Annotated in this window: 10 protein-coding genes; all 10 read left to right on the top strand. The window is 70.5% G+C overall.

The annotated features are described in order from the left end of the window. The first annotated feature begins 10 nt into the window (after positions 1–10). Positions 11–985 (top strand): LacI family DNA-binding transcriptional regulator, encoded by a 975-nt coding sequence (locus ACFVDM_RS25625; protein WP_383644495.1) that lies wholly within the window; start codon positions 11–13, stop codon positions 983–985. A 150-nt stretch (positions 986–1,135) separates the two neighbouring features. After that, on the top strand, positions 1,136–2,815 hold the full coding sequence (locus ACFVDM_RS25620; RefSeq protein ID WP_383644492.1) for an ABC transporter substrate-binding protein: 1,680 nt from the start codon (positions 1,136–1,138) through the stop codon (positions 2,813–2,815). A gap of 42 nt (positions 2,816–2,857) precedes the next feature. Next, complete coding sequence (locus ACFVDM_RS25615; RefSeq protein ID WP_383644489.1) at positions 2,858–3,928, top strand: ABC transporter ATP-binding protein; 1,071 nt, start codon at positions 2,858–2,860, stop codon at positions 3,926–3,928. Next, positions 3,925–4,905 (top strand): ABC transporter permease, encoded by a 981-nt coding sequence (locus ACFVDM_RS25610; RefSeq protein WP_383644487.1) that lies wholly within the window; start codon positions 3,925–3,927, stop codon positions 4,903–4,905. Before ACFVDM_RS25615 ends, ACFVDM_RS25610 begins: the two co-directional genes overlap by 4 nt. A 4-nt stretch (positions 4,906–4,909) precedes the next feature. Then, positions 4,910–5,890 (top strand): ABC transporter permease, encoded by a 981-nt coding sequence (locus ACFVDM_RS25605; protein WP_383644484.1) that lies wholly within the window; start codon positions 4,910–4,912, stop codon positions 5,888–5,890. After that, complete coding sequence (locus ACFVDM_RS25600; RefSeq protein ID WP_383644481.1) at positions 5,887–6,918, top strand: ABC transporter ATP-binding protein; 1,032 nt, start codon at positions 5,887–5,889, stop codon at positions 6,916–6,918. Before ACFVDM_RS25605 ends, ACFVDM_RS25600 begins: the two co-directional genes overlap by 4 nt. Before the next feature lie 89 nt (positions 6,919–7,007). Next, positions 7,008–8,426: a GH1 family beta-glucosidase gene (locus ACFVDM_RS25595; RefSeq protein WP_383644478.1), complete on the top strand. Its 1,419-nt coding sequence runs from the start codon at positions 7,008–7,010 to the stop codon at positions 8,424–8,426. Between the two features lie 52 nt (positions 8,427–8,478). Then, positions 8,479–10,353 (top strand): discoidin domain-containing protein, encoded by a 1,875-nt coding sequence (locus ACFVDM_RS25590; RefSeq protein WP_383644476.1) that lies wholly within the window; start codon positions 8,479–8,481, stop codon positions 10,351–10,353. 226 nt (positions 10,354–10,579) lie between these two features. Then, on the top strand, positions 10,580–13,654 hold the full coding sequence (locus ACFVDM_RS25585; RefSeq protein WP_383644473.1) for a glycoside hydrolase family 3 N-terminal domain-containing protein: 3,075 nt from the start codon (positions 10,580–10,582) through the stop codon (positions 13,652–13,654). A 70-nt stretch (positions 13,655–13,724) separates the two neighbouring features. Beyond that, positions 13,725–14,174, top strand: coding sequence for a hypothetical protein (locus ACFVDM_RS25580; RefSeq protein ID WP_383644470.1), 450 nt, complete (start codon positions 13,725–13,727; stop codon positions 14,172–14,174). Positions 14,175–14,252 lie beyond the last annotated feature (78 nt).

Here is a 14,252-nt window from a genome sequence, read left to right as displayed (position 1 = left end):
GAGGCCCCCGATGCGTGTCACCATCGCCGACGTCGCCCGTGAGGCCGGCGTCAGCAAGACGACCGTGTCCCGGGTCATCAACACCAAGGGAGAAGTGGACGGTTCGACGGCCGCCCGCGTTCGTGAAGTGATCGCACAGCTCGGCTACGTACCCAGCTCGGGAGCCGTCGGACTGGCCCGCGGCAGCAGCCGTACGGTCGGCATGCTGGTGCCCTCGCTGACCTGGCCGTGGATGGGCGAGGTGCTCCAGGGCGTCGTCGACACCGTCGAGGCGGCCGACTACGGACTCCTGCTCTTCACCTGCAACCGCGGCGCCGAGTCCGTCCAGCGCTTCACCAGCCAGGTGTCGGCGCGCGCCTTCGACGGACTCGTGGTCGTCGAACCGGAGAACACCCTCGACCACCTCACCTCCCTGCACCGCAGCGGCCTGCCGATCGTGCTGATCGACGATCGCGGCCACCACCCCGAATTCCCCTCCGTCGTGACCACCAACCACGACGGGGGCGCGTCGGCCGCTCGCCATCTGCGGGCCGCCGGCCGCACCCGGCCCCTCGTCGTCACCGGCCCCGAGGACTTCGGCTGCGTACGCGACCGGCTGGCGGGATTCCTCTCTGTGCTGCCCACCGACCTCGTCGTCCGCGGCGACTTCACCGAGGCCTGCGGCCGGCTGGCCGTGGAGCGGCTCCTCGCCTCCGGCACGGAGTTCGACTCGGTCTTCGCCCACAACGACATCTCGGCGGCCGGCGTCCTGCGGGCGCTGCGCGCCGCCGGACGGAGCGTGCCCGACGACGTCGCGGTGGTCGGCTTCGACGACATCCCGATGGCCGAGCACACCGAACCGCCCCTGACGACCGTGCGCCAGCCCACCCGGCAGATGGGTGAGACGGCCGCACGGATGCTGCTCTCCCACCTCGGCGGCACACCGGCACCCGACGCGCCGGTCGTCCTGCCCACCGAACTGGTCGTGCGCCACTCGGCGCCCTAGCGGACCGGGCTCCGGTCCGCCAGGGCGCCGAGTGGCGCACGGCGGGCCGCCCGCACCGCACCCCGTACCACCGCACAGGCCGTCGTCCGGCGTGCCCCGCGCTGCCCGTTTCCGGATCTCCCAGACCCGCCAGTCCCTCCTGGAGTCGCCATGTCCGCACGCCGTCACCACACGCTCAGAGCCGTCGCGGTCGCCACCGCGGTGGTCGCGCTCGCCGCCGGATGCTCGTCCGCCAACTCCAACCGGAACAACAAGTCCGGCGGCGGCGCCACCGGTGTGCTGAACCTCGGCAAGCCGGACGGACCGCAGACCAACAACAGCAACCCGTTCCTCAACACCTCGGCCGGTGCCACCCTCGGCTACCGCTGGATGATCTACGAGCCGCTGGCGATGGTGAGCCAGATCCGGCCGTCCGACAAGGCCGACCCGTGGCTGGCGACGGACTGGAAGTGGGACCTCAACTACACGAAGGTCACGTTCACCCTCGACGACCGCGCCAAGTGGGCCGACGGCAAGCCGCTCACCGCCGAGGACGTCGCGTTCACCTTCGACCTGCTGAAGAAGCACCCGGCGCTCAACGCCGACGGCATCAAGTGGGGCGGCGTCGAGGTCCAGGACAAGAAGGTCGTCCTGACCTTCGACGACTCGCAGTACGTCAACCAGAACAAGATCATCCAGCAGTACATCGTGCCCAAGCACATCTGGGAGAAGGTCGACAACCCGGAGACCTGGCCCAACCGGACGCCCGTCGGCTCCGGCCCGTACAAGCTGAAGACCTTCACCCCGCAGACCACCACCCTGGTCGCCACGCCGACCTACTGGAAGGGGTCGACGAAGGTCAAGGAGCTGCGCTACAGCACGTACAACGACAACAACGCCGCCACCACGGCGCTGGCCAGCGGCAAGCTGGAGTGGTCGTTCGTCTTCATGCCGGACTTCAAGAAGCTCTTCATCGACAAGGACCCGAAGAACCACAAGCTGTGGTTCCCCTCCGGGCTCGGCATCCACGGCCTCTGGTTCAACACCACCCGCAAGCCCTTCGACAACCCGGCGCTGCGCAAGGCCATGGCGATGGTCATCGACCGCAACGCCATCTACACCCAGGCCGAGGCCACGCTCTACCCGGAGATCACCAACCCCACCGGCATTCCGCTGCCGGCCGGTGAGTCCTTCATCGCCCCCGAGTACAAGAGCGCCACCACCAAGCCCGACGTCGAGGGCGCCAAGAAGGTCCTGGAGAAGGCCGGCTTCACCCTCGCCGGCGGCGTCCTCAAGGACCCGTCCGGCAAGCCGGTGAAGCTGACGCTCACCGACCCGGCCGGCTGGAACGACTACATCACCGGCCTGTCGATCATCAAGGACAACATCAAGCAGATCGGCATCGACGCCAAGGTCAAGACGCAGACCGCCGACGCCTGGGGCGCGAACGTCGCCAACGGCAACTTCGACGCCACCCTGCACTGGACCAACAGCGGCGCCACCCCGTACGACATGTACCAGAACATCATGGACGGCGCGCTGCTCCAGCCCATCGGCAAGCCCTCCCAGCAGGGCAACTTCGGCCGCTTCAAGAGCACCGAGGCGACCGAGGCGCTGAAGGACTTCGCCGAGGCCACCACGGAGACCGCCCGCACCGCGGCGATGGCCACCCTCCAGAAGATCATGGTCGAGCAGGCGCCGATGGTCCCGACCGCCGCGGCCCCCATCGGGGCGGAGTACTCCACCAAGAACTGGGTGGGCTGGCCGACCGAGGCCGACCCGTACGCCGACCCGCAGCACACCCAGCGCTCCTCGCTGGAGATCGTGCTGAGGCTCAAGCCCGCCAAGTAGTACGCAGCGATTCAGGGGATTCAGGGACGCAGGGTATCGGCCATGTCTGAACAGTCAGAGAACAACCACATCGTGCTCGAAGCACGCGGAGTCACCAAGCACTTCGCCGTGCGGCGCACCGCCCGCGACCTCCTCGCGCGCACCCGCCGCACCGTCCACGCCGTCGACGACGCCTCGCTGGAACTGCGGCGCGGCACCGTCACGGCCCTGGTGGGGGAGTCGGGCTCCGGGAAGTCCACCGTCGCCAGACTGCTCGCCCAGCTGTATCCGCTCACCTCGGGCGAGATCCTCCTGGACGGGCAGCCGGTGAAGGCCGGACGTGGCCGGTCCTTCCGCAGTTACGTACGCCGGGTCCAGCTGATCTTCCAGGACCCGTTCGCCTCACTGAACCCCGTGCACACCGTGCGCTACCACCTGACCCGGTCACTGAGGATCCACGGCCGGGCCGGCAGCGGCGAGGAGGAGCTGGAGAAGAACCTGACCGCTCTGCTGAACCGGGTCCAGCTGACTCCTCCTCATCAGTACCTGGACAAGTTCCCGCACGAGCTGTCCGGCGGTCAGCGCCAGCGCGTGGCCATCGCCCGCGCGCTCGGCGCCGACCCCCGGGTCCTCCTCGCCGACGAGCCCGTCTCGATGCTGGACGTCTCCATCCGGCTCGGGATCCTCAACCTCCTCAAGGACCTCAAGGACCGCTTCCACCTGGCGATCCTCTACATCACCCACGACATCGCGTCCGCCCGCTACTTCGCCGACACCACCCTCGTGATGTACGCGGGCCGCATCGTCGAGGGCGGCGACAGCGAGACCGTCACCCAGCGCCCCGCCCACCCGTACACCCAGCTCCTCATCGCCTCCGCCCCCCACCCGGACCGGGCGGGCGACGACGAGGACAACGAGGACGGGGAGGAGAACGGCACCGGCGAGCCGCCCTCCCTCATCGACCCGCCGGCCGGCTGCCGCTTCCACCCCCGCTGCCCCAAGGCGATGGAGCGCTGCCGCACCGAACTGCCGCCGCGCTTCGACCTGGCCGACGGCCAGTGGGCCGCCTGCTGGCTGTACGAGAACACCGGCACCGCCCGCACCGACGACCACGAGAAGGAGGCTGCGAAGTGAAGTTCCTGCTCCAACGGCTCGCCTTCTACCTGGTCACCGCCTGGGCCGCCATCACCATCAACTTCCTCATCCCGCGGCTGATGCCCGGAGACCCCGTCCAGGCACTGATCGCCCGCTTCCAGGGCCAGCTGGACACCAGCGCCATCGACTCGCTGAAGGCCCTCTTCGGCCTCGACAAGAACCAGTCGCTCTGGGAGCAGTACACCGACTACTGGTCCCATCTGCTCCACGGCGACCTCGGCCTCTCCTTCACCTTCTTCCCCACCCCGGTCAGCGAGATCATCGCGCAGTCGCTGCCCTGGACCCTCGCCCTCGTCGGCATCACCACACTGATCAGCTTCGTCCTCGGCACCGGCCTCGGGGTCTTCGCGGGCTGGCGGCGCGGCTCCTGGATGGACAACCTGCTGCCCGTCACCACGTTCATCTCGTCGATCCCGTACTTCTGGCTCGGGCTCATCGCGATCTGGCTGTTCGCCACGAAGTGGTCGCTCTTCCCCTTCGAGGGCGGCTACGACAACTGGCTGGTGCCGGCCTTCGACTGGCCGTTCATCTCCAGCGCGCTCTACCACGGGGTGCTGCCCGGCTGCACGATCGTCCTCAGCGCGGTCGCCGGATGGATCCTCGGCATGCGGAACATGATGGTGACGGTGTCCAGCGAGGACTACGTCATGGTCGCCCAGGCCAAGGGGCTCTCCGAGCGCCGGGTGATGTTCGGCTACGCGGCACGCAACGCGATCCTGCCCAACATCTCCGGCTTCGCCCTCTCGCTCGGCTTCATCGTCGGCGGCACGCTCCTGGTGGAGATGGTCTTCAACTACCCGGGCATCGGCTACCAGCTCTTCCAGGGCGTGGGAGCCAAGGACTACCCCCTGATGCAGGGCATCTTCCTCATCATCACGCTCGCCGTCCTCGCGGCGAACCTCCTCGCCGACATCCTCTACATGCTCCTCGACCCCCGTACCCGAAGGGAGGCGTAGGGCTGTGGCCGTCACCGCAACCGAGACCGCCGTACTCGACGCCGCCGAGACCCCGGCAGCGAGCAGGCGCCGCTTCCGCTTCCTGCGGGGCCGGAAGACCGTCATCGGACTGGGCATCCTGCTCTTCTTCGTGCTGATCGCGATCGTCGGCCCGTGGGTCGCCCCGTACGACCCCGACACCATGAGCCAGGACCTGCTGCAACCGCCCTCCGGTTCGCACTGGTTCGGCACCACGCAGACCGGTCAGGACGTGCTCTCGCAGATCCTCGTCGGCACCCGGGGCGTGCTCGTCGTCGGCTTCGTCGCGGGCATCCTCGCGACCGCCCTGTCCGTGCTGATCGGCGTCACCGCCGGTTTCCTCGGCGGACTGGCCGACGAGGTGCTGTCGCTGCTGTCCAACGTCTTCCTGGTCATCCCCGGACTGCCGCTGATCATCATCATCGCCAGCTTCGTCACGGACGCCGGCGACCTGCTCATCGCGGTCGTCATCGCCCTCACCTCCTGGGCCTGGGGCGCCCGTGTGCTGCGCGCCCAGACGCTGTCGCTGCGCCGCCGCGACTACGTGGAGGCGGCCCGCGCCACCGGCGAGCCGACCTGGCGGATCATCATCTTCGAGGTGATGCCCAACCTCACCGCGGTCATCGCCTCCGGATTCGTCGGCACGGTCATCTTCGCGATCCTCTCCGAGATCACCCTGGCCTTCATCGGCGTCGCCGACATCTCCAACTGGAACTGGGGGACCGTCCTGTTCTGGGCGCAGTCCAGCCAGGCACTCGCCCAGGGCGCGTGGTGGTGGTTCGTCCCGGCCGGGCTCTGCATCGCCCTGCTCGGCATGTCCCTCGCGCTGATCAACTTCGGCATCGACGAGTTCGTCAACCCGCGGCTGCGCACCGAGACCGGCGGCTCCCGCAAGGTCAGGATGCGCGTCGGCTTCACCCCGGTGACCCGTACCGGCACCCCGCGCCACAAGGAGACCCGCTCATGAGCGAGCCCGTCCTCACCATCAGCGGCCTCGACGTGGACTACGGCACCGGCGCCGACGCCGTGCACGCCCTGCGCGACATCGACCTCACCCTGCACCGCGGCGAAGTCCTCGGCCTCGCCGGCGAGTCCGGCTCCGGGAAGTCCACCCTCGCCTACGCCGTCACCCGGCTGCTCTCCCCGCCCGGCGTGATCACCGGCGGCGAGGTCCACTACCACCGGCGCGACGGCGAGGCCCTGGACCTCCTCGCCATGTCCGCCGCCGAACTGCGGGCCTTCCGCTGGCAGGAGCTGTCCATCGTCTTCCAGGGCGCGATGAACTCCCTGAACCCGGTGTACACGGTCCACAACCAGCTCACGGACGTCCTCCAGGCCCACCGCCCCGAGATGAGGAAGGCCGAGCGCACCGCACGCGCCCGGGAACTCCTCCACCTGGTCGGCATCTCCGCCGACCGGCTCGGCGCCTACCCCCACCAGCTCTCCGGCGGCATGCGCCAGCGCGTGATGATCGCGATGGCGCTCGCCCTGGAACCCGAGATCGTCATCATGGACGAGCCCACCACCGCGCTCGACGTCGTCATGCAGCGCCAGATCCTGCGCCAGCTCGTCCGGCTCCGCGAGGAACTCGGTTTCTCGGTCGTCTTCATCACCCACGACATCTCCCTCCTCATCGAGTTCTCCGACCGGATCGCGATCATGTACGGCGGCCGGATCGTCGAGCAGGCCGGCGCCTCCGACATCTACCGGGAACCGCACCACCCCTACAGCGCCGGACTGCTCCACTCCTTCCCCGCGCTCCACGGCCCCCGCCGCGAACTCAGCGGCATCCCCGGCTCGCCCCCGCACCTGTCCGCGATGCCGGCCGGCTGCGCCTTCCACCCCCGCTGCGCCAAGCGGACCGAGGGCTGCGACACCCATGTCCCGGTGCTCGCCGCACCGGACGGCACGGACGGCTCCCGCTCGGTGGCCTGCTGGCTCCACCGGGGCCTCCCGGCCACCGCCGCCGCACCGGCCGCCGCCGCCCAGGGATGACCCCGGGCCGGTCCGGCGGGTCAGGGCCGGACCGGCCCGGGGCGCAGCCACCGGGGCCCGTCGACCGCACCGCACACCTCAGGAGAACCATGAACCTCGTCACCCCTCAGTCCTACGCCCGCGAGATCGCCGCCCAGGCCGTCCCGGGCCTGCCCGCGGGCTTCCGCTGGGGCGTCGCCACCGCCGCGTACCAGATCGAGGGCGCGGCGGCCGAGGACGGCAGAACACCGTCGATCTGGGACACGTACTGCGGGGTGCCGGGCATGGTCGTGCGCGGCGAGAACGGCGACGTGGCCTGCGACCACTACCACCGGATGCCCGAGGACGTCGCGCTCATCGCGGACCTCGGCGTCGACACCTACCGCTTCTCGCTGGCCTGGCCCCGCATCCAGCCGGGCGGCCGGGGCCCGGCCAACCAGAAGGGCCTCGACTTCTACAAGCGGCTCGTCGACGAGCTGGACGCCAAGGGCGTCACCCCGTGGATCACCCTCTACCACTGGGACCTCCCGCAGGAGCTGGAGGACGCGGGCGGCTGGCCGGCCCGCGACACCGCGTTCCGCTTCGCCGAGTACGCCGCGCTCGCCTACGACGCGCTGGGCGACCGGGTGATGCACTGGACCACGCTCAACGAACCCTGGTGCTCGGCCATGCTCGGCTACGCCTACGGCAACCAGGCCCCGGGCCGGCAGAACTTCGGCGAGGCCGTGCAGGCCGTGCACCACCTGCTCCTCGGCCACGGCCTCGCCGCGCAGTACCTGCGCGAACAGGCCGGGGCCCGGGGCAACGCGCTGGAGCTCGGCATCACCCTCAACCTGGGCACCGCGACGCCCGAGACCGACAGCCCCGAGGACGCCGAGGCCTGCCGCCGCGCCGACGGGATGGGCGCCCGCCTCTACCTGGACCCCGTCGTCAAGGGCTCCTACCCGGAGGACGTCGTCGCCGACCTCGCAGCCCAGGGCATCGCGCTCCCCGTGGAGGACGGCGACCTGGCCGCCATCTCCACCCCCCTCGACGTCCTCGGCGTCAACTTCTACCGGGGCGCGCTGTTCTCCGGCACCACGGAGGACGGCGCCACCACCGACGCCGACGGCCTGCCCGTCACCCGGCAGGTGGAGCGCGATCTGCCGCGCACCGCGATGGACTGGGAGATCACCCCCGGCGCCCTCACGGACCTGCTCGTCCGTCTGGAGAACGACTACGGCCTCCCGACGGTCGTCACGGAGAACGGTGCCGCCTTCGACGACACCGTCTCCGAGGACGGCGAGATCCACGACGCGGACCGCACCACGTATCTCGCCGACCACATCGCCGCCGTCGCCGACGCCCGCGCCCAAGGGGCCGACGTCCGGGGCTACTTCGCCTGGTCGCTCATGGACAACTTCGAATGGTCCTACGGCTACGACAAGCGGTTCGGCATCGTCCGCGTCGACTACGACACGCAGCAGCGGACCCTCAAGGACAGCGCCAAGTGGTACCGCGACACCATCCACCTCACCCGCAACGCGTAGCCGCGCCGCGCGTGGCCGCGCCACCCCCACGGATACGAACGGGAACCCCACCATGCCCTCTCGTACGACCCTGGCAGCCACCACCGCCGCTCTGATCGCCCTCGCCGCCCCCATGGCCTTCGCCGCCGACCCGGCCCCCGCGCCGGCGGCGGTGGCCGCGGCCTGGGACACCGACCGGGCGGCCGCCGCCCACGCCGCCGACCCGGCCTCCGTCACCGCATCCGGCAGCGAGAACGACGCCGTCGGCCCCGGAAACGCGGCCGACGGCGACGGCGCCACCCGCTGGTCCAGCGACTTCGCCGACAACGCCTGGATCCGCGTCGACCTCGGCTCCGTCATCCGGATCAGCAGCGTCACCCTCGACTGGGAGGCCGCCTACGGCAAGAAGTACGTCCTTGAGGTGTCCAGGAACGGCACCGACTGGACCCCCTTCTACACCGAGGACGACGGCACCGGCGGCAGCGTCACCGCGCACACCTACCCCCAGGAGGTCACCGGCCGCTACGTCCGGATGCGCGGCGTCCAACGCGCCACCGCCTGGGGCTACTCGCTGTACTCCTTCAAGGTGTACGGCGGAGAACAGGCCCCCGCCTCCACCACCCGCACCAACCTCGCCCTCAACCACCCCGCGTACGGCGACCTCTACCAGCACGCCGGCAACTCGCCCGCCTACGTCACGGACGGCGGCTGGCCCGCCGACCTCAAGGCGGACCGGTCCCGCTGGTCCAGCGACTGGAACGCCGACCGCTGGGTCGGCGTCGACCTCGGCGCCACCTCCACCATCGACACCGTGGACCTGTACTGGGAGGCGGCCTACGCCGTCGACTACCGCATCCAGGTCTCCGACGACAACCGCACCTGGCGCACCGTCTACCAGCCGTCCGCCGCCGACGTCGCCGCCCGCCGCGCCGACGTCAAGGCACCGGGCGACGCCGTCGGACGCCACGACACCGTCACCCTGCCCACCCCGGCGACCGGCCGCTACGTCCGGATGCTGGGCGTGGAGCGCCGCTCCTTCTACAACCCCGCGCCCGCCACCGCCCAGTTCGGCTACTCGCTCTACGAGTTCCAGGTGTGGGGCACCGGCGGCAGCGCGAGCGCCGCCTACCCGGCCCTCCCCAAGAACCCGGGCGGCGCCTACACCACCACCTTCTTCGACGACTTCACCGGCTCCGGCCTCGACCGCACCAAGTGGCGCGTGGTCCGCACCGGCACGGAGATGGGCCCGGTCAACGGCGAATCCCAGGCGTACGTCGACTCGCCGGACACCATCCGCACCGAGAACGGCTCCCTAATCCTCCAGTCGAACTACTGCAAGGGCTGCACCCAGACGCCCAACGGCACCTTCGACTTCACCTCCGGCCGCATCGACACCAACACCAAGTTCGACTTCACCTACGGCAAGGTCAGCGCCCGCATGAAGCTGCCGGTCGGCGACGGCTTCTGGCCCGCCTTCTGGCTGCTCGGCAGCAACGTCGACGACCCGAAGGTCTCCTGGCCCGGCTCCGGCGAGACCGACATCATGGAGAACATCGGCTACGGCGACTGGACCAGCTCCGCCCTGCACGGCCCCGGCTACTCCGCCGACGGCAACATCGGCAAGCAGCAGACGTACCCCGACGGGGGCCGCGCCGACGCCTGGCACACCTACGGCGTCGAGTGGACGCCCGAGGGCATGACGTTCACCGTCGACGACCGCGTCGTCCAGACGACCTCACGCCAGAAGCTGGAGTCGACCCGTGGCCAGTGGGTCTTCGACCACAACCAGTACGTGATCCTCAACCTCGCCCTCGGCGGCGCCTACCCGGCCGGCTGGAACAAGGTCACCCAGCCCTACTGGGGCCTGCCGCAGTCCAGCGTCGACCGGGTCGCCCAGGGCGGCATCAAGGCGGAGATCGACTGGGTCAGGGTCGAACAGAAGAAGTAGCCCACCGGAGCCGCGCGGACGAAGCACCCATCGGAGCCGCGCAGATAGAAGCACCCCACCGAACCGGCGCCCGGCCCGTGAGGGGGCCGGGCGCCCCCAGAACCACCCCCCACACCCCCACACCCCCCACAGGCACGTCACCTTCCCGTACCACCCGCACCGCCGCGCGCTCCACGGCACCGCATCCCGCCGCGGAGCGCGCGGCCACCGTACGAAGGAGCCGTTCATGCCATCACGCACCCGCCACAGGGCGAGACCCGCGACCGCCGCCCTGGCCGTCGCGACCGTCCTGGCCGGACTGCTCGCGGGCGCCACCCCCGGTTCGGCGGCCCCGGCCGACGAACCGGCCCCCGTCGCCGTCGACCGGTTCGAGGGCGAGGTCCCCTTCGCCGCCCAGCCGGCCGAGGGCATCTTCACCTGGGGCGGGGACGCCGACGACCCGCCCACGCTCGCCCTGGCCGAGCGCGCGGACGCCCCCGAGGGCGCCAAGGTCCTCGAAGGCAGCTACGACATCAGCGGCTACGGCGGCTTCAGCCACGACTACGCCGCCGCCGGACCCGCCCACGACTGGTCCGCCCACAAGGGCGTCCGCTTCTGGTGGTACGGCCAGAACACCGCACCCCTGCCGCCCGGTTCGGGCAAGCGCATCAGCTTCGAGATCAAGGACGGCGGCGCCCACGGCGAGGCCTCCGAACTCTGGACCACCTCCTTCACCGACGACTGGGAGGGCTGGCACCAGGTCGAGATCCCCTTCGCCGACTTCGTCTACCGCACCGACTACCAGCCCGTCGGCGGCATCGACCAGGTCCTCGGCCTCACCGAGATGTGGGGCTACGCCCTCACCCTCCCGCCGGGCGGCCCCGGCACGTTCGCCCTCGACGGCATCGAGCTGTACGGGAAGGCCGACGCCGCCCTGAAGGCGAGCGTGGTCACCGACGCGGCCGTGCACCCCGTGAAGCAGGGCGGCACCGCGGAGATCGGCCTCTCGGTCGCCACCACCGGGTCCGCCCCGCTGGAGGAACCGGTCACCGTCGCCTACACGACCAAGGGCGGCACGGCGGCCGCCGACACCGACTACACCCCGGTCACCGGCACGTACACCTTCCCCGCGGGCACCCCGTCCGGCACCACCCACCGCGTCACCGTCACCACGAAGAAGGTCACCGGGGCCGCCTCCGCGAAGACCGTTCCGCTGGAGCTGACCGTCACCGGCGCCCGGCCGCCGAAGGAGAACCCGCAGGTCGTCATCGACGCCCACGGACTGCCGTACCAGAACGCGAAACTGCCCGTGAAGCAGCGCGTCGCCGATCTCCTCGCCCGGATGTCGCCCGCCGAGAAGGCCGGTCAGATGACCCAGGCCGAACGCAACGCGCTCGCCTCGCAGGGCGACATCGCCGCGTACGACCTCGGCTCGCTGCTCTCCGGCGGCGGTTCGGTCCCCACGCCCAACACCCCCGAGGCATGGGCGAAGATGGTCGACGGCTATCAACTGCGCGCCCAGGCCACCCGCTTCCAGATCCCGCTGATCTACGGCGTGGACGCGGTGCACGGCCACAACAACCTCGTCGGCGCGACGATCATGCCGCACAACGTGGGCCTCGGCGCCACCCGTGACCCGAAGCTCGCCGAGCGGACCGGGGCCGTCACCGCGAACGAGGTGCGGGCCACCGGCGTCCCCTGGGACTTCGCGCCCTGCCTCTGCGTCTCGCGCGACGAACGCTGGGGCCGTTCCTACGAGGCCTACGGCGAGGACCCGGCGCTCGTGAAGTCCCTGGAGACCGTGATCCAGGGCATGCAGGGCGCGGCCACGGGCAAGGACCTCTCCCGCAACGACAAGGTCCTGGCCACCGCCAAGCACTACGTCGGGGACGGCGGTACGGAGTACGGCTCCTCGACCACCGGTTCGTACCCGATCGACCAGGGCGTCACCAAGGTCACCCGCCAGGAGCTGGAGGCCGTCCACCTCGCCCCCTTCGAGGACGCCGTGAAGCGCGGCGTCGGCACGGTCATGCCGTCCTACTCCTCGCTCGACATCATCGGCGACGACCGGGGCCCCGTGAAGATGCACGCCGACGCCGAGATGATCAACGGTGTCCTCAAGGACCGCATGGGCTTCGAGGGCTTCGTCATCAGCGACTACAAGGCCATCGACCAGATCCCCGGCGACTACGCGAGCGACGTGCGCACCTCCATCAACGCCGGACTCGACATGATCATGGTCCCGACGGCGTACCAGGAGTTCACCGCGACCCTTCAGGACGAGGTCGCCGCGGGCCGCATCCCGCAGTCCCGCATCGACGACGCGGTCTCCCGCATCCTCACCCAGAAGTTCAGGCTCGGCCTCTTCGAGAAGCCCTACGCCGACACCGCCAACCTGGAACGGATCGGCTCCGCCGAACACCGCGCCGTGGCCCGTCAGGCCGCCGCCGAGTCCCAGGTCCTCCTGAAGAACGACGGCGGCGTCCTGCCGCTGAAGTCCTCCCAGAAGGTGTACGTCGCCGGCTCCAACGCCGACGACATCGGCAACCAGGCGGGCGGCTGGACCGTCAGCTGGCAGGGCTCCTCCGGCGACATCACCCCCGGCACCACGATCCTCTCCGCCATGAAGAAGGACGCCGCCTCCGTCACCTACTCCGAGGACGCCTCCGCCGACACCACCGGCTACGACGTCGGCGTGGTCGTCGTCGGCGAGACCCCGTACGCCGAGGGCGTCGGCGATGTCGGCAACGGCCACGACCTCGAACTCTCCGCCGCCGACAAGGCCGCCGTCGACAAGGTCTGCGCCGCGATGAAGTGCGCCGTCCTCATCGTCTCCGGCCGCCCCCAGCTCATCGGCGACCGGCTGGGCGACATCGACGCCCTGGTGGCCTCCTGGCTGCCGGGCACCGAGGGCGACGGCGTCGCCGACGTCCTCTACGGCAAGCGCCCCTTCACCGGACAGCTCCCCGTCACCTGGCCCAGGTCCGTCGACCAGCTCCCCATCAACGTCGGCGACTCCTCCTACGACCCCCAGTTCCCCTACGGCTGGGGCCTCACCACCCTCAAGAAGCCCCCGTCCGGCGGCGAACTCACCCTCACCGCCCTCGCCCTGGCCGCCCGCCTGACCGAAAAGGCCGGCCTCGCCCACACCGACGCGGGCCGCGCCCTGGCCACCCAGGCCCGGCTCCTCGTCCAGCAGAAGGCGGACGGCACCTTCACCGAGGCCTTCTCCAAGCCCTTCGCCGAAGCCGACCACCTCGCCCTCACCGGCGACCTGACCGGCGCGATGGCCCGGTACCGGGCGGCCTATCGGGCCGCCTGACGGGGGGAAACGGGCGGGCGGCGAGAATGGCCGCCCGCCCGTTTCGCGTGCCCGCACAGATGAGGACCGGATGAACCGCGCCGCAGAGCTCCGTACGTCCGTTTTCGGTATGCCGCTGCCCGCCTGCCTGGTCGCGGCGGTCGAGGACGGCAGGTGGATGGAGCTGGCCCGTTCCCCCGGGATCGCGGCCGTGTTCGGCCGGGCCCCGGTCCGTCCCGTGTTCCACACGTTCTCCGGCATGCGCGGAATGACGCGGTGGTGGCGCGAGGAACTCGACGAGGAGATCCTGCGGTGCTACGCCGGGACCTCCGCGGAGCCTGCCTCGCCCGGCCGTATGCCGCGGCTGAGGACCGTGATCATCGGAAACCTCGGACCCGACCTCCTCTTCGCGCTGGACTACGGGCGGTCGTCCACCGAACCGGCAGTCGCCTTCCTGGGGGAGGAGGATTCCTGGCGGACGGTTTCCGCGAACGTCCGCGGTCTGATGGACGCCCTCGATCCACGACGGGCCCACACGTGACAGGACCCCTGGCCTCGACGAGGGAACCAACGACCGTTCAGGGGCGTGGGACCGGACCGGACGTCCGGAACCAACGTG

This window comes from Streptomyces sp. NPDC057682, from assembly GCF_042799575.1.
Taxonomy (GTDB): domain Bacteria; phylum Actinomycetota; class Actinomycetes; order Streptomycetales; family Streptomycetaceae; genus Streptomyces.
This window is presented reverse-complemented; position numbering and strand designations above follow the sequence as displayed.

Excerpts from the sequence above, each read along its gene's own strand:
- ACFVDM_RS25620 (WP_383644492.1), top strand. The coding sequence starts at position 1,136 with ATGTCCGCACGCCGTCACCACACGCTCAGAGCCGTCGCGGTCGCCACC.
- ACFVDM_RS25615 (WP_383644489.1), top strand. The coding sequence starts at position 2,858 with ATGTCTGAACAGTCAGAGAACAACCACATCGTGCTCGAAGCACGCGGA.
- ACFVDM_RS25590 (WP_383644476.1), top strand. The coding sequence starts at position 8,479 with ATGCCCTCTCGTACGACCCTGGCAGCCACCACCGCCGCTCTGATCGCC.
- ACFVDM_RS25580 (WP_383644470.1), top strand. The coding sequence starts at position 13,725 with ATGAACCGCGCCGCAGAGCTCCGTACGTCCGTTTTCGGTATGCCGCTG.
- ACFVDM_RS25585 (WP_383644473.1), top strand. The coding sequence starts at position 10,580 with ATGCCATCACGCACCCGCCACAGGGCGAGACCCGCGACCGCCGCCCTG.
- ACFVDM_RS25595 (WP_383644478.1), top strand. The coding sequence starts at position 7,008 with ATGAACCTCGTCACCCCTCAGTCCTACGCCCGCGAGATCGCCGCCCAG.
- ACFVDM_RS25600 (WP_383644481.1), top strand. The coding sequence starts at position 5,887 with ATGAGCGAGCCCGTCCTCACCATCAGCGGCCTCGACGTGGACTACGGC.
- ACFVDM_RS25625 (WP_383644495.1), top strand. The coding sequence starts at position 11 with ATGCGTGTCACCATCGCCGACGTCGCCCGTGAGGCCGGCGTCAGCAAG.